This window comes from Streptococcus infantis, from assembly GCF_964243025.1.
GTDB lineage: Bacteria > Bacillota > Bacilli > Lactobacillales > Streptococcaceae > Streptococcus > Streptococcus infantis_N.
In genome coordinates, this window is record NZ_CAXTDJ010000004.1 from 85581 (window position 1) to 109979 (window position 24399).

At 39.8% G+C, this 24399-nt stretch carries 24 protein-coding genes and 1 other annotated feature; of the genes, 7 read left to right on the forward strand and 17 right to left on the reverse strand.

Going from position 1 to position 24399, the window contains the following annotated elements:
• Positions 1-78: 78 nt before the first annotated feature.
• The 11 genes from gloA to ACESNQ_RS05760 form a co-directional block, all read right to left on the reverse strand.
• A complete protein-coding gene (gloA, locus tag ACESNQ_RS05710; RefSeq protein WP_045615477.1) occupies positions 79-459 on the reverse strand; it encodes a lactoylglutathione lyase in 381 nt (126 codons plus the stop codon).
• Positions 460-516: 57 nt separating this feature from the next.
• On the reverse strand, positions 517-876 hold the full coding sequence (gene rplT, locus ACESNQ_RS05715; protein WP_000124834.1) for a 50S ribosomal protein L20: 360 nt from the start codon (positions 874-876) through the stop codon (positions 517-519).
• Positions 877-925: 49 nt separating this feature from the next.
• Positions 926-1126 carry a 50S ribosomal protein L35 gene (gene rpmI / locus ACESNQ_RS05720; RefSeq protein ID WP_001125942.1) on the reverse strand — a complete coding sequence of 67 codons (201 nt, stop codon included), beginning with the start codon at positions 1124-1126 and terminating at the stop codon, positions 926-928.
• Positions 1127-1159: 33 nt separating this feature from the next.
• Positions 1160-1690: a translation initiation factor IF-3 gene (infC, locus tag ACESNQ_RS05725; RefSeq protein ID WP_004253871.1), complete on the reverse strand. Its 531-nt coding sequence runs from the start codon at positions 1688-1690 to the stop codon at positions 1160-1162.
• A 15-nt stretch (positions 1691-1705) separates the two neighbouring features.
• Positions 1706-1836, reverse strand: a sequence feature (ribosomal protein L20 leader region).
• Between the two features lie 88 nt (positions 1837-1924).
• On the reverse strand, positions 1925-3319 hold the full coding sequence (gene pgdA, locus ACESNQ_RS05730; protein WP_373075698.1) for a peptidoglycan-N-acetylglucosamine deacetylase PgdA: 1395 nt from the start codon (positions 3317-3319) through the stop codon (positions 1925-1927).
• Positions 3320-3442: 123 nt separating this feature from the next.
• Positions 3443-5170 carry a septation ring formation regulator EzrA gene (gene ezrA, locus ACESNQ_RS05735; protein ID WP_373075700.1) on the reverse strand — a complete coding sequence of 576 codons (1728 nt, stop codon included), beginning with the start codon at positions 5168-5170 and terminating at the stop codon, positions 3443-3445.
• An 80-nt stretch (positions 5171-5250) separates the two neighbouring features.
• Positions 5251-7197, reverse strand: a complete 1947-nt coding sequence (gyrB, locus tag ACESNQ_RS05740) for a DNA topoisomerase (ATP-hydrolyzing) subunit B (RefSeq protein ID WP_373075702.1) — start codon at positions 7195-7197, stop codon at positions 5251-5253.
• A gap of 14 nt (positions 7198-7211) precedes the next feature.
• Complete coding sequence (locus ACESNQ_RS05745) at positions 7212-7775, reverse strand: HAD family hydrolase (protein ID WP_373075704.1); 564 nt, start codon at positions 7773-7775, stop codon at positions 7212-7214.
• Between the two features lie 110 nt (positions 7776-7885).
• Entirely contained in the window at positions 7886-8434 is a 549-nt protein-coding gene (locus tag ACESNQ_RS05750) for a DJ-1 family glyoxalase III (protein WP_373075706.1), read from the reverse strand.
• 10 nt (positions 8435-8444) lie between these two features.
• The gene (locus ACESNQ_RS05755; protein WP_373075708.1) at positions 8445-9668 is read right to left on the reverse strand and encodes an FtsW/RodA/SpoVE family cell cycle protein; all 1224 of its coding nucleotides are present in this window, start codon (positions 9666-9668) and stop codon (positions 8445-8447) included.
• A gap of 33 nt (positions 9669-9701) precedes the next feature.
• The gene (locus tag ACESNQ_RS05760; RefSeq protein ID WP_373075710.1) at positions 9702-12152 is read right to left on the reverse strand and encodes a bifunctional DnaQ family exonuclease/ATP-dependent helicase; all 2451 of its coding nucleotides are present in this window, start codon (positions 12150-12152) and stop codon (positions 9702-9704) included.
• A gap of 121 nt (positions 12153-12273) precedes the next feature.
• On the opposite strand from ACESNQ_RS05760, the gene ACESNQ_RS05765 reads away from it, so the two are divergent.
• Positions 12274-12459 carry a hypothetical protein gene (locus tag ACESNQ_RS05765; RefSeq protein ID WP_006148859.1) on the forward strand — a complete coding sequence of 62 codons (186 nt, stop codon included), beginning with the start codon at positions 12274-12276 and terminating at the stop codon, positions 12457-12459.
• Positions 12460-12482: 23 nt separating this feature from the next.
• Here ACESNQ_RS05765 and ACESNQ_RS05770 read toward each other — a convergent pair whose 3' ends face one another.
• From ACESNQ_RS05770 to ACESNQ_RS05785, 4 genes are all read right to left on the reverse strand, one after another.
• Complete coding sequence (locus ACESNQ_RS05770; RefSeq protein WP_373075712.1) at positions 12483-13331, reverse strand: NAD(P)H-hydrate dehydratase; 849 nt, start codon at positions 13329-13331, stop codon at positions 12483-12485.
• Between the two features lie 133 nt (positions 13332-13464).
• A complete protein-coding gene (locus ACESNQ_RS05775; protein WP_373075714.1) occupies positions 13465-14322 on the reverse strand; it encodes a bifunctional methylenetetrahydrofolate dehydrogenase/methenyltetrahydrofolate cyclohydrolase in 858 nt (285 codons plus the stop codon).
• Positions 14323-14454: 132 nt separating this feature from the next.
• Positions 14455-15189 (reverse strand): amino acid ABC transporter ATP-binding protein, encoded by a 735-nt coding sequence (locus ACESNQ_RS05780; RefSeq protein ID WP_223339508.1) that lies wholly within the window; start codon positions 15187-15189, stop codon positions 14455-14457.
• Entirely contained in the window at positions 15189-15872 is a 684-nt protein-coding gene (locus tag ACESNQ_RS05785) for an amino acid ABC transporter permease (protein WP_004253828.1), read from the reverse strand. Before ACESNQ_RS05785 ends, ACESNQ_RS05780 begins: the two co-directional genes overlap by 1 nt.
• A 205-nt stretch (positions 15873-16077) precedes the next feature.
• Here ACESNQ_RS05785 and ACESNQ_RS05790 point away from each other — a divergent pair, with 205 nt between their 5' ends.
• The 5 genes from ACESNQ_RS05790 (at position 16078) to ACESNQ_RS05810 (ending at position 20502) form a co-directional block, all read left to right on the forward strand.
• Positions 16078-16308, forward strand: a complete 231-nt coding sequence (locus ACESNQ_RS05790) for a DUF1797 family protein (RefSeq protein ID WP_004253825.1) — start codon at positions 16078-16080, stop codon at positions 16306-16308.
• A 240-nt stretch (positions 16309-16548) separates the two neighbouring features.
• On the forward strand, positions 16549-18798 hold the full coding sequence (locus ACESNQ_RS05795) for an ATP-dependent Clp protease ATP-binding subunit (protein WP_373075717.1): 2250 nt from the start codon (positions 16549-16551) through the stop codon (positions 18796-18798).
• A gap of 89 nt (positions 18799-18887) precedes the next feature.
• Positions 18888-19337, forward strand: a complete 450-nt coding sequence (locus ACESNQ_RS05800; protein ID WP_006152478.1) for an NUDIX hydrolase — start codon at positions 18888-18890, stop codon at positions 19335-19337.
• 63 nt (positions 19338-19400) lie between these two features.
• Positions 19401-19700 carry a DUF1827 family protein gene (locus ACESNQ_RS05805; RefSeq protein WP_006152517.1) on the forward strand — a complete coding sequence of 100 codons (300 nt, stop codon included), beginning with the start codon at positions 19401-19403 and terminating at the stop codon, positions 19698-19700.
• 169 nt (positions 19701-19869) lie between these two features.
• Positions 19870-20502 carry a GNAT family N-acetyltransferase gene (locus tag ACESNQ_RS05810; protein WP_373075719.1) on the forward strand — a complete coding sequence of 211 codons (633 nt, stop codon included), beginning with the start codon at positions 19870-19872 and terminating at the stop codon, positions 20500-20502.
• A gap of 46 nt (positions 20503-20548) precedes the next feature.
• Here ACESNQ_RS05810 and metK read toward each other — a convergent pair whose 3' ends face one another.
• Positions 20549-21739, reverse strand: a complete 1191-nt coding sequence (gene metK / locus ACESNQ_RS05815) for a methionine adenosyltransferase (protein ID WP_049494917.1) — start codon at positions 21737-21739, stop codon at positions 20549-20551.
• Between the two features lie 236 nt (positions 21740-21975).
• Positions 21976-22674, reverse strand: coding sequence for a GntR family transcriptional regulator (locus tag ACESNQ_RS05820; RefSeq protein WP_024054207.1), 699 nt, complete (start codon positions 22672-22674; stop codon positions 21976-21978).
• Positions 22675-22814: 140 nt separating this feature from the next.
• Between ACESNQ_RS05820 and guaA the strand changes: the two genes are divergently transcribed.
• Positions 22815-24377 (forward strand): glutamine-hydrolyzing GMP synthase, encoded by a 1563-nt coding sequence (gene guaA / locus ACESNQ_RS05825; RefSeq protein WP_004253965.1) that lies wholly within the window; start codon positions 22815-22817, stop codon positions 24375-24377.
• Positions 24378-24399 lie beyond the last annotated feature (22 nt).

The following is a 24399-nucleotide window of genomic DNA, read 5'->3' on the forward strand; positions in this document are numbered from 1 at the left end:
GACCTACACTACTCCGTATCAAGTTTTTCTGAGTCAGGTGAAATGGTCTAACTCAATTTGACAAATGAGGAGTTTTTATTATTTTTCACGAATCACTTCTACCTTGTATCCATCTGGATCTTTGATAAAGTAATAGTTTGGTTGAGTACCTGGAAGTCCTTTAGGTTCCGTTACTTCATAACCTTTTTCGCTATGTTCTTTGTGAAGAGCTTCAAGGTCAGGTGTACTTAGAGCGATGTGAGCAAAGCCGTCACCCACAACATAAGGCCCATGATCATAGTTGTAAGTCAACTCCAATTCATAATCATCACCGTCAAGACCTAGATAAACAATCGTAAAAGCATAGTCTGGAAAATCCTTGCGACGTAATTCCTTAAATCCAAAAGCATCTTGGTAAAAAGCAATTGATTTTTCAAGATTTTCTACTCGCAAGCAAGTATGTAACATTTTTGAAGCCATATTTTTCTCCTTTGTTTAAAAAAGACTGGGACAAATTTGCACCAGTCTTATGAATAATTATTTACCAAGTTTTGCTTTAGCTGCATCTGCAAGAGCTGTGAAAGCTGCTGCATCGTTAACAGCCAAGTCAGCAAGCATTTTACGGTTAACTTCGATCTCAGCTAATTTCAAACCATGCATCAATTGTGAGTATGAAAGTCCGTTCATACGAGCTGCCGCATTGATACGTGTGATCCACAATTTGCGGAAGTCACGTTTCTTTTGACGACGGTCACGGTATGCATAGTAGTAAGAGTTCATTACTTGTTCTTTTGCAGTACGGAACAAGATGTGTTTAGCTCCATAGTAACCTTTAGCTAATTTAAGAATACGTTTACGACGTTTGCGTGATACAACGCCACCTTTAACACGTGCCATTTATATTTCCTCCAATATTTCCTAGAATTGTTAACTTACAAATACGCGATTATTTCAAGCGAGTAAGCATTGCTTTGATACGTTTGAAATCTCCTGAATGCACCATAGATGCTTTACGAAGATGACGACGTTGTTTCTTAGTTTTTCCGTGGAAACGGTGAGAAGTGTAAGCACGGAAACGTTTAAGTCCACCAGAACCTGTACGTTTGAAACGTTTAGCTGATGCGCGGTGTGTTTTTTGTTTTGGCATGATATTTTCTCCTTTTTTTAACTTTCTGACAGATTATTTCTTGTCAGTTGCTGGGGCCAACTGCATGAACATTTGACGACCATCCATTTTAGCACGTTGTTCGATGATAGCAATATCTTGAGTTGCTTCAGCGAAATCGGCTAAAACTTTTGCTCCAATCTCTTTATGGGTAATCATACGACCCTTAAAGCGAATGGAAACCTTCACTTTGTTCCCTTTTTCAAGGAACTTGCGAGCACTGCGAAGTTTCGTATCGAAATCACCCTTATCAATAACTGGGCTCAATCGAACTTCTTTCACGGTCACAACGCTTTGTTTTTTGCGTTGTTCTTTTTGTTTCTTCTGGTACTCAAATTTGAACTTACCGTAGTCCATAATTTTCGCAACAGGAGGTTTAGCTTGAGGTTGAATGAGAACCAAGTCCACATTAGCGTCGTCCGCAAGTGCTTGCGCTTCACCAAGTGGTTTGATACCCAATTGTTCGCCCTCAAGACCGATTAAGCGAACTTCACGTACACGAATTTCATCATTGATGAATAAGTCTTGCTTTGCTATGGTTTTCACCTCTTTTTTTAGTTTAGAGAAAAACAAGAGCGGACTTGCTAACGCAAATCCGCTCTACATGATTATAGTTCATTTCTGAAACTTGATCTGTAGGGGCCAGACAACGTTAGTCGCAAGGCGAGAAGTTCTCACTTCTGCTTTTCTCATCTTGTATATGATATCAAGTTTTTCCCTACTTGTCAAGATAAAAATAATCTTTTTTAGTTTTTTTCTAATATTTGAATTTAAATCCAATTATTGGGTACGAGAATAGTATATTTCATGTGGTTTTAAACGATTTCCTAGTAATTCAGAGACTGTAACAAAGCTATACCCTTGTCCCTGCAAATATTCAATAACTTTTGGCAATGAGTTAACAGATGTTTGATGGATATCGTGAATGAGGATGATAGACCCATCTGTCGTTTGACGTTGGACTTCTGTTAAAATAGCAGCTTCGTTTTTACTCTTCCAGTCTAAGCTATCGACATCCCACATGATAAAGCTCAAATCGAGGCTATTACGAATATCATCCGAAATAGCACCATATGGTGGGCGCATTAATTTTGAGCTTTTCCCAAGGACACTTTTAATAGCATCTTCTGTATCTGTAATTTGTTTCTTAGCATCTTCTAATGAGAGTTGTGTTAAAACTGGATGGTTCCAACTATGATTTCCGACCTCATGTCCCTCAGCCTGCATACGTTTGAGGATAGCTTCATTGCCTGCAATATTTTTTCCTTGGACAAAGAAGGTTGCTTTGATTTTGTACTTAGCTAAGATATCCAAGGCTTGTGGCGTTGTGTTGCCATCGGGACCATCATCAAAGGTAAGAGCTACCACTTTTTTATGTTTTTCTGCTTGAACTTTTTTATAAAGTTCAGCATCCTTTTCTGTTAGATAGGACGTCTGAATAAAATCAAAGAAATCTGAAATAGGCATTGCTATTTCTTCTACATTATTAGTTGCTTTGACTGGATAAAGAACTAATTGGCTATCTTTATAGGCAAACTTCAAAGTTGATAATTCTGCTTCTGATAAATCAGCTGAAACTTGATCAACCACTGATTGCTCGACTTTTTTATCCTGAAGGGTCGACTTAAGGTCTTCGAGTAATTTTTCCTTGGCTTTGCTTGCATCTGTGAATAGTTGGTCTAGCGTAAAGACGGAACCATCTTCTTTTAGATATAACTGATCCAAAGTAGTATTTTCTAATTCGACGACATTCGAATTCGCCAAATCATAAGCTTGTTTTTTAATCAATCGATTTTCAATCCCAGTTAAAGAGGATTCCCCTTTTTCTGAGTAATAAAAAATCAACTGTTCTTTACCTTCTACTTTGTCAGTGATATCTTTTACGATAAGATCCTTGACAGAGGAGATAGGGCTGTCCCCGACTAGTGGATAATAGGTGATGATTTCTGATTTCTCTTTGCGGAAATGCTCTTTTTGACTTCCCTGTGAGTAGGCGTCATTTTTTTCCTTCTTGAGACTCTCAATCTTCTGCTCAAAAGCTTGCTTGTTCAGCACTTTATAGCCAATCACACTACCGAGTGCTATCATTGTGAAAAACAAAAGCAAGACAAAAATGCCAAGTTTTTTATTGTTTTTCTTCTTTACTTTATTCTGGGGTAATCTCTTTTTTGTCATAGTCTTATCATATCAAATCAGAGCTATAATTTCAATGAAAATATAGAAGAAAGTCATTTTTAATAGGAAAAGAAAAGTAAAAGAACCCTAGAAAAATCTAGGATTCTTTTATAAATTTATAAATTAGAAGCGAATACTTTCTCTTGTTTTCTCATAAGAAGTAACAAAACGGTTGGTTACTCCAGGCTCAGCAACTTCTAATGCTTGAGAGATTTTTTCGAAAGATGTTTGGTAATCAAAAGTTGTTTCAAAGATATTCAAAGCTTCTTGGAAAGCTTGTTGGATACGATCATCAAATGATCTATAACGGTTAGAATATTGAAGCAATTGTTCTGTCAATGTTGCATTTTGAACGATACTGTATGCTTCTTCTTCCAACATGTTCATATCATTTGTCGCAATCTCAAGGATACGATTGACAGATTCAATATTTACTTGTGCTTGTTCCAACTCAGCCATCAAGTCTTCTGTACTATGACTTGCATCAAAGAATAGTTTCAAGAATTTTTGTGGAATTCCTGGAAGATTTCTCTTCTCCATGTAGCGTTTAATCGTATGCAGACGGTTGACATATACATTTGCTTTTTGACGAGCATTGATGTCATCTTTTTCAATTTTAACGAGACGTTCACTAACACCGATTTGGTTATCTTCAATATCTTTTAATGTAGATTGGAGATTTTCCAAACGTTCTTGTAAGACAGAATATGCTTCTGAAACTTCTGACTCTGCATTGGTCATTTCTTCAATAGTAGCATTCAAGGCTGAGATATCAGCTTGAAGACGACGAACTCGATTCACATCGCTTTCTGAAATCAAATAGGTTTTCCCAAGACGTTCGATATCTTTAACTAGTACCTGATTGTTTTCTTTCAAGTGTTTAAGATAGGTAGGAAGGGTAGTTACCAATTTCTCAAAAGCTTTATGAGCTTTAACTTCACGTGTGAAAATATCATAAAGTGCATTGATTTCTTCTTGGATTTGAGTGTTTTCATACTCTGCATTATCCAACTCCAGTGTACGGATATTTTCATGATTATTCTTCAAGGCTTCATAGAGAAGTTGAAGACGAGATTCGATATCAGTTTCTACAAAATGGTAGTTTTCATCTAAAAGCTTGCGGTAACCAGCTTCTAAATCTTCAAGTTGTTCTGGCAATTCAGTAGTAAGCTTAGTGACAATCGCTGGAATTCTTTCAACGATATGTGTCAAAGCTAAAATATGATTTTCAGCGTTATCTAAAATGCCTGCTGCTTCAACCGGATCTCCCGATGAATTCAAGGTTACAAATTGAGAAAACTCAGATTGGATGTTCTCCAATTGTTTTTCAATTTCTGGAAGAGCTTGACCATATTTTTCAGGATCTTCAGCTACAGTGTTTTGTAGTTTCTCAAATAAATCTAGGGCATGCAGAACACGTCCACTATTTTTTGACTCTTGTTTTTCCAACTCAGACAAGGCATTACGAATTGCTGCAATATCTTCTTCAACAAGTTGGATTTGACTTTCAATTTGATCAATCTGGTGCTTAGCTTTCAAGAAACGGAATGAGTTATTGTATCCTTCAGCTTCAAAGAGGTTATTCTCGATATCTGCAAAAGAGTTCAGAGACAAATCTACCCATTTTTGGTTCCATTCTCTAAAAGCAACCTGACTTTGACCAATCAGATGCATATTTTTAACAACCTCTACCTCATCATTAACAGGGAGGTTATATAGTTCTTCTTTTTTTTCTTCTAAAGCTGCAAGTCTACTCTCATTTCGTTTACGTAGCAAAATTGCTACTGCAAAAGCAATAAGAAGCAGAACTGCAATTCCAATCAAAGTAATAATCAACTGATTATTTGACATATCAAACTCCTTTTATACATGACACAATTGTAATGATTATATCATATTTTTCAAACCTTGGGAACTATTTCCCAATTTTTTTATACGTCAAGAGTACTGTAAACAGCGTTTTCTTCGATGAATTCTCGACGTGGTTCTACTCGATCACCCATGAGCATATCAAAAATCTTATCTGCTTCTGCAGCGTCATCTACTGATACACGAGCCATGAGGCGATGTTCAGGATTCATCGTGGTTTCCCAAAGTTGGTGGTCATCCATCTCTCCAAGACCTTTATAACGTTGAATGGTTGGTTTAGAACGACCTTCGCTGTAGCGTGCTAAAGCTTCTTGCAGGCGTGTTTCCTGATCTGCTCCTGGTTGAATATACTCTTTGATTTCACTACCAACCTTAACACCATAAATCGGTGGTTGAGCGATATAAACATATCCTGCCTCTAGAACGGGTTTCATATAACGATAAATCAAAGTTAACAAGAGTGTTCGAATATGAGCACCATCGACATCGGCATCTGTCATGATAACCAGTTTTTGATAGCGAGCTTTGCTAACATCAAACTCAGCACCAAATCCTGTTCCCATAGCTGTAAACAAGCTACGGATTTCCTCATTAGCTAAAATCTTGTCCATACTCGCTTTTTCAACGTTGAGGATTTTACCACGAATTGGTAAAATAGCTTGGAATTCACGGTCACGGCCTGATTTCGCAGAACCTCCCGCTGAGTCTCCTTCGACGATGAAAAGTTCAGTTTCAGCTGGATTGTTTGATGAACAGTCAGCTAATTTTCCTGGAAGATTTGAAATCTCTAAGCCGGATTTTTTACGAGTAACTTCACGCGCACGCTTGGCAGCAACACGCGCTTTGGCAGCCAAAATCCCTTTTTCAACGATGCGCTTAGCAATCTGTGGATTTTCCAAAAGGAAGTCAGAAAATGCATCGCTGAAGAGGCGATTGGTAATCTTCACAACTTCACTATTTCCAAGTTTGGTCTTAGTTTGCCCTTCAAACTGAGGGTTTGGATGTTTCACAGAGATAACGGCTGTCAATCCTTCACGGACATCCTCACCTGTTAGGTTATCTTCGTTATCTTTTAGAAGCTTGTTTTTACGAGCATAGTCATTGATAACACGAGTTAAGGCTGTACGGAAACCTTGCTCATGTGTTCCACCTTCATGGGTATGAATATTGTTGGCGAAACTCATGACATTCTCGTGGTAACCCGTTGTGTACTGCATGGCTACTTCAACTGTGATATCATCCATCTCACCGTCTGTGTAGATTGGTGTATCAAAGATAACATCCTTGTTTTCGTTGATGTACTCAACGTAGCTCGCAATCCCACCTTCGTAGTGATAATGCTTGGTTTGTTCAAGTCCTTCACGTTTGTCAGTAATAGAAATTTGAAGCCCACGGTTCAAAAAGGCTAACTCTTGAATCCGTTTATTTAATTTATCAAAATCAAATGTCGTTGTCTCAATAAAAATTTCTGGGTCTGGAGTAAAGTGAACGATTGTTCCTGTTTTATCCGTATCCCCGATCACCTCAAGGTCTGCAACAACATGTCCACGACGGTATTCTTGGTAGTGAATCTTTCCATTTTTATGAACGCGAACATCCAACTGTGTTGAAAGAGCATTTACAACTGATGACCCTACACCATGGAGTCCACCAGATACCTTGTATCCGCCACCGCCGAATTTACCTCCGGCGTGAAGAACAGTAAAGACTGTTTCAACTGCAGGACGACCTGTTTTTTCTTGGATATCAACAGGGATACCACGCCCATCGTCAATAACTGTAATTGAATCATCTGGCTCAATAAAAACTTCGATATGACTAGCAAATCCAGCCAAGGCTTCGTCGATAGAGTTATCTACGATTTCCCAGACTAGGTGGTGAAGACCCTCTTTCGAAGTTGAACCGATGTACATACCTGGACGCATACGAACAGCCTCCAGACCTTCCAAAACTTGAATTTGACTGGCATCATAATCTTGTGCCTGTTGGTTTTTAATATCTTCTGTCATTTTTCCCCTTTTTCTTACATGTCTATTGCTTGTTTTAAGGACACAACATCCTCAAAGAGATAGGCATCTAAGCCTGCAGCATGTCCTGCTTCTACATCAATGGCACGGTCACCAATGACTAGACCTGACCTTATATGATACTTATCACGTAAATAAATCATCGATTCAGGATCAGGCTTGCGTTTAAAACCTGAACTAGCCGTCACTACTTCTGTAAAGTAAGGAGCTATCTCAGTTTTCGCTAGAATTTCCAATACTTGGTCGTTTCGATGAGAAACCAAGAAGTTACGGCCACCTTGGTCCGAAATATTCTCTAAAAGAGTAGGAATCCCATCAAACAAAACTGGGTGTTCAAGCTCACGGGCTTCATTTTCCTTATATTTTTCAAGAAAGTTTTCAATACCTGGAGCATACTTTTCGATAGCAAAGGCAGTCGAAACCTTCAAAGCTTCGTATACACTATCGTGTTCCTGCTCAATCCCGAACTCTGCTAATGTTTCTACAAAAGCTGCTGTAGAAGTTTCATAATTATCAAGCAGGGTTCCACCTAAATCCCAGATGTAATCGTGATATTTCATACCCTTCATTATACCATTTTTTATAAAAAAAAGCGATGTTTACCTTGGTTTTTGCCATTAAAAAAGAGAAGAATCTTCTCCATCAAGAAAGATTCTCCTCCGTTTGTTCATTATTTTTCAAATAGATCTGTGTATAGCATGCCATTTCTTAGTGACTCAGCATCTCCGCCCAGTGTTTCAACTAAGTGATAGGCAAAAGCCAAAGCTGTTGCTGGACCACGGCTCGTAATGATATTGCCATCTACAACGACTGTTTCTTTATGGTAGTGACCGTCAGCAATTTGTTCTTGGACTCCATCATAGCAGGTGAAGTTTCTTCCTTCTAGGAGGCCAGCTCGATTCAAAGCAATTGGAGCAGCACAGATGGCTGCTACTTTTTTACCGGTTTCCTCAAATCTTTGAAGCTCAGAGACCAATTGCTCATTGTCCCGCAAGTGGGCAGCACCAGGCATACCTCCTGGAAGAACAATCATGTCATACTCTGATAAATCACCGTCAAACACTCGATCAGCTTGAACTTGAATAGCATGTGAACCTGTCACTTTATCTTCAAATCCTACCATATGGCAGGTGATATTTGCGCGGCGCATGACGTCTACGACCGTCAAGGCTTCAATTTCTTCGAAGCCGTTTGCTAGGATAACTGCAACTTTAGGCATAGCGACCTCCTTATTTCACTTTTTTCAACACAACTTTTTTACGTTTGAATCTTGTTCGACCACTCTTTTCATCAGCCAAATGGGTTTGGTAGCTCATTGATAAAAGCAAACCGACACCAATTAGATTACTGATAATAGCGGATCCACCTTGGGAAATAAAGGGCAAAGGAATCCCTGTCAGAGGAAGAAGACCAGTAACAGCACCAATATTTTCAAAGATATGGAACAAGAGCATCATGATAAATCCAGTTGAGATGTAGGTATAAAATTGATTATTGGATTTTAGGGTAATCTTTAACATGCGATAGATGAGCAGTAGATAGAGAGCAACCACAACAACTGAACCAATAAATCCAAAATCTTCCGCGATTACTGTGAAAATCATATCACTCTCTCGGACTGGAATAAGAAGATTAGACACATTAAAGCCTTGACCAAAGATACCACCGCTACCAATCGCGATTTGACCCTGTGCCTGTTGATAGGTAGTCGTTTGGGCATAATCAAACGGATTGAGCCAAGCTAGGATACGATTTATCTGATAAGTTGGCATCCCAATCTGATGCATAAAGGCTCGCCCGTCTTTTGTGATAAAGATTGCTAGGAAGCCTGCAATCGCCGATACAACTGCTACAAAAATTGGAATAATAATCTTCCAAGAAACACCAGACAATAAGACAAGTCCTGCAAAGATTGCAACAAAAACCATAGCTGTACCAAGGTCACTTTGCAAGGCTAGCAAAACCATAACAGGCATTGTGAATATAATCATCCACAAAATTAATAAAAAATCTAAACCAATCGTTCGTTCTTTGTCTTTATGTTTCTTGGTAAAGGTTACGATAACGTATGCCAGCATCAAAATATAGGATATCTTCATGAATTCGGAAGGTTGAAAGAGTGTATAACCACCGATTGACACCCAGTTTTTCGCACCAGTTGCAGCTACTAAACTCGGGTTGTAGAAGACTAAAGGCAAGACCATCAAGGCTAGACCGAGTCCATATAAATAAGGTGTGGACTGCCAGAGAAATTTTGTGTTAAAAAACATGACTATGAAGCTAAAAACAATTCCTAGCGATATCCAAGCCAGTTGTTGTCCTAGTATGGGCCAAACATTGTTTGGGTAGTCATGACTAACTGCTATATAAATAGCTACAACTCCAATCACCAACAAACAAAATACTGGTAATATTAAACTATAATCGACCCTAGAGTCGAGAGAACGTTTCATAAAAGGCCTCCTTCATTCTTTCAGGTATTCATTTCATTGTTTATTTAAAAATTCTTGAACTTTTGAGAATACTTGCTCTCGGCTAATGACTCTAACTCGACTAGTACGAGATAAAGCCTTGCTGATTTGCTTACCATAGCGTTTACTTGCCATGCGGCTATCTAGAATCAGAACTGCAGAGCGTTGCCCCACTCGACGCATGGTTCGTCCAATCGCTTGCTTGAGGCGAATAATGGCCATAGGAAGCTGATAATCATAAAAAGGATTTTTCCCTTCAAGACGGAGCTCTTGGTTCATCTTTTTAGTAAAGGGATCTTCTGGATTTTGGAAAGGCAAACGAGTCACCACTTCAATCACTCGAGGATGTCTTGAAAAATCGACACCTTCCCAAAAACTTCCCGCCCCAAGCAAGAGCTCACGCTCGCCTCTTTCAAAGCGTTTTTTCAATTGGGCAGGTTCACCGTGCTTGTACTGGGCCAGATGGGGAACCCTCAAAGCATCTGAAACTTGCAACAATAAATCTTTTGCAGTAAATAAGACTAGAATGGGTTCTTCAAGCTGGAATAATTCTTCTAGAACTTCTACAATTGTTTGTGCATATTCCTCGGATGAAATTTCTGTCACCAACGGAAAATCATTCACCAACAAGATTTCCTGATTTTCCTGAAACTGTTCGTCCATGCAGTAAAAGGCAGCTTGAGGAAAACCTAACAATTCTGGTAAAGAAACCCTACTACTAATTTCAAGGGTTGCAGAGATTCCTAATAGCTGACAGGTTTCTGGGAAAATCTGAGAAAAGAGCAAACGATGATTGCGACTAGAAGTGATTTCAACCTTCTTACTAGACACATCTGAAGTCGATAACCAAAATTCTCCCTCAGATGTAAAAAATCTCTGATAGTCTTTAAATTCTGGTAAATTTAACTCAGAAAAATCTTGGCGGAGCTTGTCAATGCTACTAGCTGGGCACATCTTCCGTTTACCAGATAAGAACTGATCGAGTAGGTAAGAAACTTCAAAACGAATACTTTCTAGCAAGCGTCTTTGAAGCATACCCTCTTCCCTCGATAGAGCTTGGTCTAGTTGATCTAGCAAATCCGTTAACAAATAAGTTTTACGAGAAAGATTTTCCAATGTCAACAAGACTTTCTGGGCTTCATCTAAAATCAAGAGACGCCCTTCTAAGAGACTAGGATCATCTTCAAGTCGAGTAACGAGGTAAGCATGATTGGTCACAAGCAACTTGCAAGAACGAGCCTTGTCCTGACCTCGTTTCCAAAAATCCTCTAGCCAAAAGAGAGAGTCTTTGTGAAGGTTGCCATCGTGTACCAAGTTCGGTAAAAATTGCTGGTAGCGATATAGCTGACCAATCTCGTCTAAATCTCCTGTATCTGTCTCTGTCAACCAAACTAGAAGTTGCATCTTGAAACGAGTATACAAACGATTGGACTCTTCTTCCTCTAGCGCTGCATGAAAGGCATCTAGCTTCAAGTAATTCTGAGGACCTTTAAGACTATGAATAGAGATATGGAAAATCTCTTCTAGTCTTTTAGCCTCCTCTTGTATCACCTGATTTTGAAGGATTTTAGTCGGAACACTGAGTAGGATTCCCTCTTCATTCTCAAGTGACAAGGCCGGTAGCAGGTAACCATAGGTTTTCCCGATTCCTGTTTGAGCCTGAATAAAGGAAATGGCTTCCCCTTGTAAAAACTCTTGAACCTTTTGGGCAAATTCTTCTTGTTGACTTCTCTCTTCCAAACCTAGCAAGGCAATATTGGTCTCGAAATCTTTTGAGAGTTTGCGTGGAGAAAGGACTGGCTTTTCTTTTCTCAAAAATAAACCTTGCACTTCTACCAAATCATGATCAACGAGGAGAGACTGCTTCTGATAAACTTCCTCTATGACTAGGTAAGATTCATAGAGTAAGCTGTCTGATAAACTCAATAAGCGCTCCAACAACCCTTTTGGCAGTCCAAACATCTTTTGTCTCATACAAAGAAAGAGTTCTGCTGTTGCTTGGGCATCAGATAGGGCTGAATGGGCTTGCTCTAGAGGAATCCCCAACTCTTGGCAAAGAATGCCGAGATTATACTTCTCAAGCTGAGGGTAAAATATTTGAGCCAACTCCACTGTATCGATACGAGGCGTGCGCAATTCATAACCCTCAAAAAAGAGGAATTCTGCCAATAAGTTAGCATCGAACTGAACATTGTGCGCAACAAAAATACCGTCTTTGACCAGTTCAAAAATCTTTTCAGCCACCTGAGAAAACTCTGGAGCCTTTGCCAAACGTTTATCAGTCAAACCCGTTAATTCTTTGATATGAGAATCCAAGTGTTCATGAGGGTTGACATCAGTAGCATACTGTTCAACAATCTCATCATCTTCAATGACTACAATTCCCACTTGGATGATTTTTGCCTTGCTTCCGGTACTTGTAGCTTCTAAATCTACAACCACATACCGATTATTTCTAAAATTCATCACTAAAAATTATATCAAAATTTGCACCATTTGACACCCCTGAACTTTATTTGAAGAGTCAAGTTTCTTGCAAGATTCGAAAAAAAATGATTGAATTAAATTGTAGAAAAGGAGGGAACTCATGAACCCATTAGATTTGTTTAATCAAGTAAAAGAACTCATTGAGAACAAAGATTTTTCTGCAGCAAAAACTTTTGTTGAAGAAAACAAGGATCAACTCGGTGAGTACCTAAGCCAAGCACAAGCTTTGGTCTCAGGATCAGAAGGACTTGACGGTCTTGTAGATAAGGTCAAAGGCCTCTTCTAATCATCAAAAGACACCTGATATTTTCAGGTGTCTTTTTGTATTTTTTTCATGAATGCAGGAATATGTTGACTAATCGTGGTTGGCAGAACTACAAAGTTGTCCTCAGCCAATTCTTGAGCAATTGCTGAGTGCAAATATGTCGCTACCGTCACTCTTTCATACAGACTAACTCGAGGAAATTGCCCTGCAAAGCCAGCAATCATCCCAGCCAGAGTATCACCCATTCCCCCAGTCGCCTGATAAGGGCCGCCAACACTCAATTGATAACAATCAGTTTGACCAGCTTGCCAAATTCGGGTAGCAGGACCTTTTTGAACTAGAATCGTTCCTGAAGGAAATCTCTTCAAGGCCTCCCCTGTTTCCTCAGTGCCTTGGGAATCCAAATCTAAGCCTGACAAGACTTGCCATTCCCTTTGGTGTGGCGTTAAAACAAGATGAGCTTTGGGAAAATTCATTTCAGCCTTCGCTAAAATAGATAGGGCGCCACCATCCAGTATGAGGGTCTGATCTTGATTTGAATGATGAAAGACTATTTGGAGAAGCTCTTCTCCACGCTCATCATCCACTAGTCCAGGTCCGACCAAGACAACACTTGCTTTCTGTAACTGTTGCTCAAGTAATTGCTTATCATCAAGGTCAAAAGCCATAGCCTCCGGCAGATGGCTATGCAGAGCTGGAATATTCTCTTTATCCGTTGCTACTGTCACCAAGCCTGCGCCACTTCTAACCGCCCCTAAAGCAGCCATAATAATCGCTCCACCATAAGGATACGTTCCCCCAATCAAGAGAAGACGACCGTAGTCTCCCTTATGACTAGAACAAGGACGCTCGATGATTACTTTTTTTAGTAGAGCTTGATCAATGACTTTCATAAGCTACTCCTTCATGCTTGTTCTTACTTTCATTATACTACATAAAATAAAGAAAAACATCAATTGAAATAAGTATCTTTACAGCAAATGAAAAGTCGAGATATCACTATCTCAACCATTTTTCATCATAAACTTAATTTCTATCCAGCGTTCTTAAAGCAGCCTGATAAGTCTGCTCCATCAGCATGGTAATGGTCATTGGACCAACTCCACCAGGTACAGGGGTGATATGACTAGCAATTGGTGCAACAGCATCGTAGTCAACATCTCCACAGAGCTTGCCATTTTCATCTCGGTTCATTCCCACATCAATGACAACTGCACCTGGTTTGACAAAGTCAGCAGTCACAAATTTGGCGCGACCGATGGCTACGACCAAAATATCGGCTTTAGAAGCTACTTGGGCTAGATTGTGGGTGCGAGAGTGAGTCAAGGTTACAGTTGCATTTTTAGCCAACAGTAACTGGGCCATAGGCTTCCCGACAATATTGGAACGACCAATTACGACCGCATTTTTACCTTCTAAGTCAATCCCATATTCATGAAACATTTCCATAATTCCTGCAGGTGTTGAAGGAATCATAACTGGGTGACCAGACCAGAGGCGTCCCATGTTGAGTGGATGGAAACCATCCACATCCTTTTCTGGATTAATGGCTAGTAAAACAGCTTCTTCATCGATGTGTTTTGGTAATGGCAGCTGAACCAAAATCCCATGCCAAGCTGGATCTTGATTGTATTTAGCGATTAATTCTAACAATTCCTCTTGAGTAATGGTCTCAGGAACTCGCACGACTTCACTTTGGAAGCCTGCAGCGATAGCAGAACGCTCCTTGTTGCGTACGTAAACTTGGCTTGCTGGATTTTCTCCGACTAAAATAACGACCAATCCTGGAACCAAACCTGTCTCTTCCTTTAATTTGGCTGTTTTTTCAGCCAACTGGCCTTGTAGCTTAGCTGCCAAAGCCTTTCCATCAATCATCTGTGTCATGTATTTTCTCTTTTCTAACAAATATTCTCTATTATAACAGAAAATCGTTCGGCATTCTAACACTTCTTACCTAAGATACCCTATAGTCTGAAACTATAAGAAAAAGCCCACTTGGAGCTTTTCATGGTATTCTTACAAAACCTTACTCAAGAAATCCTTGGTTCTTTGTTCTTGGGTTTGTTCAAAGACTTGCTCTGGAGTTCCGTCTTCGACAACGACACCATCAGCCATAAAGATGACACGATCTGCTACTTCACGAGCAAAGCCCATTTCATGCGTTACGATAACCATGGTCATTCCTGACTGAGCAAGTTCTTGCATAACTGCTAGTACTTCTCCTACCATTTCTGGGTCTAGAGCAGAAGTCGGTTCATCAAAGAGTAGGACATCTGGCTCCATGGCTAGACCACGAGCAATAGCGATACGTTGTTGTTGCCCACCAGACAGACTTTGAGGATAAGCATCTGCCTTATCTGGTAAACCAACCTTTTCCAAGAGCTCATGCGCTCTCTTCTCAGCCACTTCCTTACTTTCACCTTTTGTCTTGATTGGAGAAAGTGTGATGTTTTCCTTCACTGTCATATTCGGGAAGAGATTAAATTGTTGGAAAACCATTCCCATCTTTTCTCGCATGGCAAAGAGGTCATTTTTCTTATCGGTAATGTCAACACCTTCAAATATGACTTTTCCTTTAGTAGCTTCTTCGAGGAGATTCATCGAACGAAGGAGGGTTGACTTACCGCTACCAGAAGGTCCGATAATCACCACTACTTCCCCTTTTTTAATTTCAAGATCAATTCCTTTTAAAACTTCATTTTTCCCAAAGTTTTTATGAAGGTTTTCAATTTTTATAAGTGTTTCAGTCATTATTTCTTATCTCCTTGTCCCATACGATTTTCAAAAGCTTTCAAGGCCAGTGTCAAGATAGAGGTCATAATCAAGTAGTAAAAGGCTGCAAATAAGAGCGGTGTTAAAGGTAGGTAAGTGGTTGTTGATACTGTAGTAGCTCCATTCCACAACTCCATAACCCCGATAGCTGACAAGAGCGAGCTATCCTTGATAATAGTGATAAACTCATTTCCTAGAGAAGGTAAGATATTTTTGATAGCCTGGGGTAAAATGACATAGCGCATGGCATTCTTAGGACGAATACCTAGTGAATAAGCTGCTTCTAATTGTCCCTTTGGCACTGCATTAATCCCAGCACGAACCGTTTCTGATACATAGGCACCACTATTCATAGAGATAATCAAAATCCCTGGAATCAAACGAGTCAGATCAACATCTAAGATCCCAATTTGAATAGTCGGAGCACTAATATGCATCAAGGCAAATGCAATCATAATCTGCACCATCATCGGAGTCCCACGGAAGACCCATATATATAGATTAGCAAACCAGGCGAGTGGTTTAATTTTTGAACGTTGTGCAAAGGCCAACAGCACTCCTAGAATGGTCCCCAAGAAGACCACCAAGATAGATATGATAATTGTTACAACGGCTCCATAGTTAAAATATGGTAGATATTTCGGTAAAAAAGAAAAATTCATGGATACTCTACTTTCTGCTTTTAATATTTAAACTTAAAACTTGTATAAGGATAACATATATTGCATAAAAATTCAACATTTTCTCCTAATATTTTCAATAAATTTTCAAAGACGATAGAAATAGCGAGAAATCTTAGTTTTTTTCTAGTCAAGTCGAGTCTGTTTATGGTAAAATAGTAAAGATAAGAAATGGAGGAGAATCAAAATGGAATCACATTTGGTTAGAATCATCAATCGCTTAGAAGCAATGACTAAAGATGGTGGTAACTTGAAACGTAACTTTGAGCGCGAAGGAGTTGTTGTCGCAGAGGTTGCTTTTAACCACGACGAAGAAAACGGACCACTCTTTACACTTCGTGACGTTGAAGCTCGTGAAACATATACATTTGATAGCATCGACCTCATTGCGATGGAAATCTACGAACTTTTATACTAATTGTTGAATAAATGCCGGAGAAGTCTCCTGCTTTGACCAATGAAAATCCTTTTTGCATGACAAATAGGATTTTTCTTTTTATCCCTATATTTCATCTACAAAACTCTTTTATCATGACTTCTAAGACTCAATCTTTTTACTTGCTTTCCCCTTCAATCATGATATAATGAGACTAAAGAACTTTGACTATTTTTGACCTTTCTGTTTTAGTCAAAGCCAAGAAAGAAACGAGGTAGTGGTATGCTCTGTCAAAATTGTAAAATCAATGACTCAACGATCCATCTTTACACCAATCTTAATGGACAACAAAAGCAAATTGACCTTTGCCAAAATTGCTACAAAATTATCAAAACAGATCCAAACAATAGCTTATTCAAAGGCATTACAGATTTAAACAATCGTGATTTTGATCCATTTGGAGACTTCTTTAATGATCTGAATAACTTTAGACCTTCTTCTAATAATAATGTTCCTCCAACCCAGTCAGGTGGTGGATATGGTGGCAATGGTGGTTTTGGTTCCCAAAATCGAGGGCCAGCTCAAACACCTCCTCCTAGTCAAGAAAAAGGACTCTTGGATGAGTACGGTATCAACATAACTGAGATTGCCCGCCGTGGAAATGTCGATCCTGTTATCGGTCGCGACGAAGAAATCATCCGTGTCATTGAAATTCTCAATCGTAGAACCAAAAACAATCCCGTCCTTATCGGAGAGCCTGGTGTTGGTAAGACAGCAGTTGTCGAAGGCCTCGCTCAAAAAATTGTAGATGGTGATGTTCCCCACAAACTTCAAGGGAAAGAAGTCATTCGTTTAGACGTTGTTAGCCTTGTCCAAGGTACAGGAATTCGTGGACAGTTCGAAGAGCGCATGCAAAAACTCATGGAAGAAATTCGTGAGCGCAAAGATGTCATCCTCTTTATCGACGAAATTCATGAAATTGTCGGTGCGGGTTCTGCTGGAGACGGTAATATGGATGCAGGAAATATTCTGAAACCTGCCCTTTCTCGTGGCGAACTTCAACTAGTTGGTGCTACTACCCTCAATGAATACCGCATCATTGAAAAAGACGCCGCCCTTGAGCGCCGTATGCAACCTGTTAAGGTGGATGAACCAACTGTGGAAGAGACTATTATTATCCTCAAAGGTATCCAAAAGAAATACGAAGATTACCACCACGTTCATTATACAGATGCTGCTATCGAAGCTGCTGCTACTCTTTCTAACCGCTACATCCAAGATCGTTTCTTGCCGGACAAGGCTATTGACCTCCTAGATGAGGCTGGTTCTAAAATGAACTTAACTTTGAATTTTGTGGATCCTAAGGTCATCGACCAACGCTTAATCGAGGCAGAAAATCTCAAGGCCCAAGCAACTCGAGATGAAGATTTTGAGAAAGCAGCCTACTTCCGTGACCAGATTGCTAAATATAAAGAAATGCAAAAGACAAAAGTAACGGATCAGGATACCCCGATTATCAGTGAAAAGACGATTGAACACATTATTGAGCAAAAGACTAATATTCCAGTTGGTGATTTGAAAGAAAAAGAACAGTCTCAACTCATCAACCTAGCAGACGACCTCAAGGCTCATGTCATTGGTCAAGATGATGCAGTTGATAAGATTGCTAAGGCTATCCGCCGTAACCGTGTTGGGCTTGGAACTCCAAACCGTCCAATCGGTAGCTTCCTCTTTGTTGGTCCTACTGGTGTCGGTAAGACAGAGCTCTCTAAACAACTGGCCATCGAACTCTTTGGGTCTGCTGATAGCATGATTCGCTTTGATATGAGCGAATACATGGAAAAACATAGCGTTGCTAAACTCGTCGGTGCCCCTCCAGGATACGTCGGTTATGATGAAGCAGGTCAATTGACCGAAAAAGTGCGTCGCAACCCCTACTCACTTATCCTCCTTGACGAGGTTGAAAAAGCCCATCCAGATGTTATGCATATGTTCCTTCAAGTATTGGATGATGGCCGTTTAACGGACGGTCAAGGACGCACTGTTAGCTTTAAGGATGCCATCATTATCATGACCTCAAATGCAGGTACAGGCAAAGCTGAAGCTAGTGTTGGATTTGGTGCTGCTAGAGAAGGTCGTACCAACTCCGTCCTTGGAGAATTAGGCAATTTCTTTAGCCCTGAGTTCATGAACCGCTTCGATGGCATTATCGAATTCAAGGCTCTCAGCAAGGAAAATCTCCTTCAAATAGTTGACCTCATGCTAGATGATGTAAATAAACGACTCTCAAGCAATAACATCCATCTCGATGTTACAGATAAGGTTAAAGAAAAACTTGTAGACCTTGGCTACGATCCAAAAATGGGAGCTCGTCCACTACGTCGAACTATTCAGGACTATATCGAAGATGCCATTACGGACTATTACCTTGAAAATCCAAGCGAAAAAGAGCTCAAGGCAGTCATGACAAGTAAGGGGAAAATCCTGATTAAGCCAAAAAATAAAATAGAAACAGTTGAGTCAGACGACTAATTCCTCATATACAAAAGAATTTTCTTGCTTGACAGTAAGAGCATTCTTTACTATTATAGAAAGAAAGCGCACTCACGAAGGAGAACTTTATGGCAAATCCAACATTTGGAGAAAAAAAAGAGGGAGTAACCTACAAAAATAGATATGGAGTTTATGCAGTCATACCTGATGCAAACCATGAAAAGATTATCCTCGTACAAGCTCCAAATGGTGCATGGTTCTTACCAGGAGGTGAAATCGAAGAAGGCGAAAACCATCTCGAAGCTCTCAAACGAGAGTTGATTGAAGAATTAGGATTTACAGCTGAAATCGGCACCTACTACGGCCAAGCTGATGAATATTTTTATTCTAGACATCGTGATACCTACTACTACAATCCAGCCTATCTCTACGAAGCTACTTCTTATCAAGAAATCCAAAAACCTCTCGAGGACTTCAATCACTTAGCTTGGTTCCCAATCGATGAAGCTATTGCTAACTTAAAACGTGGAAGTCACAAATGGGCGATTGAAGCTTGGAAAAAACAACATCAAATTTAAACTATCTTTACCAAATTTCCCAAAAAGTGCTATAATAGACATAGAAATACAGGAGGAATCCCTATGAAGCTTATCAATACTACAAATTCACACTCGCAACTTGTTAAAAGTCAGCTAGAAAGTACCGACGCAACGCTTGTAGAGGTTTATTCTGCGGGAAATACAGATGTTATTTTTACTCAGGCTCCACTTCATTACGAAATCCTCATTTCCAATAAACATCGGGCAATCCGTGAAAAAGAAATGGAAAAAATTAAAGAATTTTTCCTCAGTCGTAAAATTAATCAACAGGCTATTGATAAGGCAAATATTAAAACCCTCTATTCTGATAAATTGATTGAGATTTCAATCCCTACAAAATAGAATTAATCTACCCTACAGTTAAAACTGCGGGGGTTTTTTATGCTTTTTTTCTGTACATTTCTAAAATAACTACCCTGTCTAAACTTTTTGTGAAAAATTCACACTTTAATCGAAAAATATGAGAAATTTCGTTATAATAGATAGAGAGATTTTAATGAAGGAGTTTGATATGAAAGAAATAGTATACAGAGAAGCCAGGCTAGATGAATACCAAAAAATCGGGAAAGTGTTGGCTGGTGCCTTTATGGACTACCCTTTCATGACTCTTATCAAAGACGATTTAAAAAAACCAGAATATTACCCAGCATTCTTAGAATTATTGGATAGCCTTCTGACCAAACTCTATATCAAAGGAGAGACCTGTCTAGTCGCTGAACAAGACGGGGAAATCATGGCCGTTGCCCTCCTGCAACAAAAGGATTTTTCCATTCTATCTTATTTGCTGAATGGTATGGTCAAGCTTTTCCGTTTTATTACTCCGCGCAATCTCTTGAAATATCTTGATTTGGTGGAACGTTCCGAACAGCATTTGAAAAGATCCGGAAATTTTGACTGGTATTTGATGATGTTGGGTGTCAACGCTTCTAGTCAAAACCAAGGAATCGGGAGTGCTTTTCTACAAGAAGGTATTGAACCTTATCTTAAATCCAAAGGCTGCAAACGCTTGGGCTTGATTACTAGTACTGAAAAAAATGTTTGTTTCTATGAAAAAAACAAGTATGAATTACTAGATTCGATGATGTTGGAGTACGGAACAAAATCTATTGGAAACTGGGCTTTTGTAAAAAACCTGGATAACTAATTTTTAACATAAAAAAGATTGGTCTAAGAACCAATCTTTTTTTAGTTTACTTAACGGCTTCTTTCAAGGCTTCTACCTTATCCAAGCGTTCCCATGGAAGATCAATATCTGTACGTCCCATATGTCCATAAGCCGCTGTTTGACGGTAGATTGGACGTTTGAGATCAAGCATTTGGATGATTCCTGCAGGACGAAGGTCAAAGATTTGACGCGCTGCTTTTTCAAGCTTACTTTCAGCTACTGTTCCTGTACCGAAAGTATCGATACGGACAGATACAGGTTGAGCTACCCCAATCGCGTATGCCAATTGCACTTCTGCTTTCTTAGCAAGACCTGCAGCAACAATGTTTTTGGCAATATAGCGAGCTGCATAAGAAGCTGAACGGTCAACCTTAGTCGCGTCCTTACCAGAGAAGGCACCACCACCGTGACGTGAGTAACCACCATAGGTATCCACGATGATCTTACGACCCGTCAAACCTGAGTCCCCTTGAGGTCCTCCGATAACGAAACGACCTGTTGGATTGATGAAGAATTTAGTCTCATCATCTAGGTAAGAAGCTGGAATCACTTCCTTGATGACCTTGTTGATTACATCCTCATGGATTTGTTCATTGCTGACTTCTGGATCGTGTTGAGTTGAAATAACGACAGTATCCACACGCACTGGTTGGTCATTTTCATCATATTCAACAGTAACTTGAGATTTAGCGTCTGGACGAAGGTAGCTAATTTCACCAGACTTACGTAGCTCTGCCAAGCGACGAACCAACTTGTGGCTGAGTGAGATTGGCAATGGCATGAGTTCTTCAGTTTCATCCACCGCAAAACCAAACATGAGACCTTGGTCGCCAGCTCCAATCAAATCAAGTGGATCTTGATCCGCATTCCCACGAACTTCTAAGGCTTCATTAACCCCTTGAGCGATATCTGGTGATTGTTCTACCAAGGATGGGTGAACTCCTACCGTCTCCGCAGAAAAACCGTACTCTGTATTGGTATAACCGATTTCTGCAATGGTATCACGAACCACTCGGTTAATATCGACATAAGCATTGGTTGAAATTTCACCGAAAACATGTACGGAACCAGTATAAACAGCTGTTTCAGCAGCCACGTGTGCTTCTGGGTCTTGCTCTAGAATAGCATCCAAGATAGCATCTGAAATTTGGTCTGCAATCTTATCTGGATGCCCCTCAGATACAGATTCAGACGTGAATAATTTACGTTCTGACATAAAAATGTCCCCCCTTAAAAAATATTCGTTATAGAGTTACAAAGAACTGGTAGGAAGAGTATTTACAATCAATCCCACCACCTTATCGGGACCATATAACCTAACTATTATAACACGAATCTTTGAAAAATACTCGTATGATTGCTATTTTTCTTACTAGGAAAGTGTTTTCTAATCATAACCAAATAAAAACTCTTAAAATAGATGAGTTTCTACTTTAAGAGTGATGTTATAAACTAATTATTTTCTAGATAAAATTCAAACCGTTCTCCGACGTATTGGCTCTTTACATACTCAAAAGCCGTTCCGTCATCAAAGTAAGAAACCTGAGTCAAACCTAAAATAGCATGCCCTTTTTCAACTTCTAAGTAATGAGCTATCTTTTCTTTTGCTAAACGCGCATATATGGTCTGGTGAGATTTACCAATTCGATAACCATGCTCTTGCAAGGTTTGAAAGAAGTGCTTGGTTACTTCTTCTTTTTTGAAATTTTTGATAAATTTCTCAGGGATCGACGCCACTTCATAGACTACAGGGACTTTGTCGGCATAGCGAACACGCTCCATACGAATGATGTTATCAGTTGGCAGTAAACCAAGTTTAGCCACTTCTTGCTCATTTGGAATGGTTCGACGATAAGAAATCAAGTGACTAGACGGAGTTTTCCCTTGAGCTTTAACAATCTCCGTAAAACTAGTTGTTCCACGCATTCTTTCCTGAACACGTGTACTTGAAACAAAGGTCCCACTACCTACACGTCGTTCCAAAACCCCTTCTTCAACCAAAAGAGAGATTGCTTGACGTAAGGTCATGCGGCTAACGGCAAATTCTTCTGCTAAATCTCGCTCACTTGGAAGTCTTTCCCCAATTTTCCAACTTCCCTCATCAATGTCTTTCTTGATTTGGTCGTGGATTTTCATATAAGCTGGTAACATGCTTGATCACTTCTTTTCTTTATTTTTTCCATTGTACCGTAACTCATAGGGAAAAGTCAAACCGCACTTGTTTGGTTGGTAATTCTAACCCTTTTATGATAGAATATTCAAGAAGATATTTCTTTGAAGAAAGGGAAAAGATGAGCAACATTTCAACTGATTTGCAAGATGTCGAAAAGATCATCGTGTTGGACTATGGTAGCCAGTACAACCAACTCATCTCACGTCGTATCCGTGAGATTGGTGTCTTTTCAGAACTAAAAAGTCACAAGATTTCGGCTGACGAAGTCCGTGCTATCAATCCTATTGGGATTGTACTTTCAGGTGGTCCAAACTCTGTTTACGAAGAAGGATCGTTTGATATTGATCCAGAGATTTTTGAACTTGGAATTCCGATTTTGGGAATCTGCTATGGTATGCAGCTATTGACTCACAAGCTTGGAGGAAAAGTTGTTCCTGCAGGCGATGCTGGTAACCGTGAATACGGTCAATCAACATTGACTCACACAGAATCAGCTCTTTTTGCGGGTACTCCAGATGAGCAACTTGTCTTGATGAGCCACGGGGATGCTGTAACGGAAATTCCTGCTGACTTTGTTCGTACTGGAACTTCTGCAGACTGTCCTTATGCATCTATTGAAAACCCTGATAAGAAAATTTACGGTATCCAATTCCACCCAGAAGTTCGCCACTCAGTTCACGGTTATGATATTTTGCGTAACTTTGCTTTAAATATCTGTGGTGCCAAAGGTGACTGGACTATGGATAACTTCATCGAGATGCAAATCAAACAAATCCGTGAAAAAGTTGGAGATAAACGTGTTCTTCTCGGACTTTCTGGTGGTGTTGACTCTTCTGTTGTTGGGGTTCTTCTCCAAAAAGCTATCGGCGATCAATTGATCTGTATCTTTGTAGACCACGGTCTTCTCCGTAAAGGAGAAGCTGACCAAGTTATGGATATGCTTGGTGGTAAGTTTGGGTTGAACATCGTTAAGGCAGATGCTGCCAAACGTTTCCTTGATAAGTTGGCAGGTGTATCTGATCCTGAACAAAAACGGAAGATTATCGGTAACGAGTTTGTCTATGTCTTTGACGATGAGGCAAGCAAACTAACAGATGTGAAATTCCTTGCTCAAGGAACTCTTTATACTGACGTGATTGAGTCTGGTACGGATACTGCTCAAACCATCAAGTCTCACCACAACGTGGGTGGACTTCCTGAAGACATGCAGTTTGAACTGATCGAGCCACTCAACACTCTTTACAAGGACGAAGTTCGTGCACTTGGTACTGAACTTGGTATGCCAGACCACATCGTATGGCGCCAACCATTCCCAGGACCAGGACTTGCTATCCGTGTCATGGGTGAAATCACTGAAGAAAAACTTGAAACAGTTCGTGAATCAGACGCTATCCTGCGTGAAGAAATCGCTAAAGCTGGCCTTGACCGCGACATCTGGCAATATTTCACTGTTAACACTGGCGTTCGTTCAGTAGGTGTTATGGGAGATGGACGTACTTACGACTACACCATCGCTATCCGTGCTATCACTTCTATCGATGGTATGACAGCTGACTTCGCTAAGATCCCTTGGGAAGTGCTCCAAAAAATCTCTGTTCGTATCGTAAACGAAGTTGACCACGTTAACCGCATCGTCTATGATATCACAAGTAAACCACCTGCAACCGTTGAGTGGGAATGATTTATAAACATGATTTGAAGTG

Bases quoted from the DNA above. Each gene is read 5' to 3' on its own strand.
- gloA (WP_045615477.1), bottom strand. From the start codon at position 459: ATGGCTTCAAAAATGTTACATACTTGCTTGCGAGTAGAAAATCTTGAA.
- rplT (WP_000124834.1), bottom strand. From the start codon at position 876: ATGGCACGTGTTAAAGGTGGCGTTGTATCACGCAAACGTCGTAAACGT.
- rpmI (WP_001125942.1), bottom strand. From the start codon at position 1,126: ATGCCAAAACAAAAAACACACCGCGCATCAGCTAAACGTTTCAAACGT.
- pgdA (WP_373075698.1), bottom strand. From the start codon at position 3,319: ATGACAAAAAAGAGATTACCCCAGAATAAAGTAAAGAAGAAAAACAAT.
- ezrA (WP_373075700.1), bottom strand. From the start codon at position 5,170: ATGTCAAATAATCAGTTGATTATTACTTTGATTGGAATTGCAGTTCTG.
- gyrB (WP_373075702.1), bottom strand. From the start codon at position 7,197: ATGACAGAAGATATTAAAAACCAACAGGCACAAGATTATGATGCCAGT.
- ACESNQ_RS05745 (WP_373075704.1), bottom strand. From the start codon at position 7,775: ATGAAATATCACGATTACATCTGGGATTTAGGTGGAACCCTGCTTGAT.
- ACESNQ_RS05750 (WP_373075706.1), bottom strand. From the start codon at position 8,434: ATGCCTAAAGTTGCAGTTATCCTAGCAAACGGCTTCGAAGAAATTGAA.
- ACESNQ_RS05755 (WP_373075708.1), bottom strand. From the start codon at position 9,668: ATGAAACGTTCTCTCGACTCTAGGGTCGATTATAGTTTAATATTACCA.
- ACESNQ_RS05760 (WP_373075710.1), bottom strand. From the start codon at position 12,152: ATGAATTTTAGAAATAATCGGTATGTGGTTGTAGATTTAGAAGCTACA.
- ACESNQ_RS05765 (WP_006148859.1), top strand. From the start codon at position 12,274: ATGAACCCATTAGATTTGTTTAATCAAGTAAAAGAACTCATTGAGAAC.
- ACESNQ_RS05770 (WP_373075712.1), bottom strand. From the start codon at position 13,331: ATGAAAGTCATTGATCAAGCTCTACTAAAAAAAGTAATCATCGAGCGT.
- ACESNQ_RS05775 (WP_373075714.1), bottom strand. From the start codon at position 14,322: ATGACACAGATGATTGATGGAAAGGCTTTGGCAGCTAAGCTACAAGGC.
- ACESNQ_RS05780 (WP_223339508.1), bottom strand. From the start codon at position 15,189: ATGACTGAAACACTTATAAAAATTGAAAACCTTCATAAAAACTTTGGG.
- ACESNQ_RS05785 (WP_004253828.1), bottom strand. From the start codon at position 15,872: ATGAATTTTTCTTTTTTACCGAAATATCTACCATATTTTAACTATGGA.
- ACESNQ_RS05790 (WP_004253825.1), top strand. From the start codon at position 16,078: ATGGAATCACATTTGGTTAGAATCATCAATCGCTTAGAAGCAATGACT.
- ACESNQ_RS05795 (WP_373075717.1), top strand. From the start codon at position 16,549: ATGCTCTGTCAAAATTGTAAAATCAATGACTCAACGATCCATCTTTAC.
- ACESNQ_RS05800 (WP_006152478.1), top strand. From the start codon at position 18,888: ATGGCAAATCCAACATTTGGAGAAAAAAAAGAGGGAGTAACCTACAAA.
- ACESNQ_RS05805 (WP_006152517.1), top strand. From the start codon at position 19,401: ATGAAGCTTATCAATACTACAAATTCACACTCGCAACTTGTTAAAAGT.
- ACESNQ_RS05810 (WP_373075719.1), top strand. From the start codon at position 19,870: ATGAAAGAAATAGTATACAGAGAAGCCAGGCTAGATGAATACCAAAAA.
- metK (WP_049494917.1), bottom strand. From the start codon at position 21,739: ATGTCAGAACGTAAATTATTCACGTCTGAATCTGTATCTGAGGGGCAT.
- ACESNQ_RS05820 (WP_024054207.1), bottom strand. From the start codon at position 22,674: ATGTTACCAGCTTATATGAAAATCCACGACCAAATCAAGAAAGACATT.
- guaA (WP_004253965.1), top strand. From the start codon at position 22,815: ATGAGCAACATTTCAACTGATTTGCAAGATGTCGAAAAGATCATCGTG.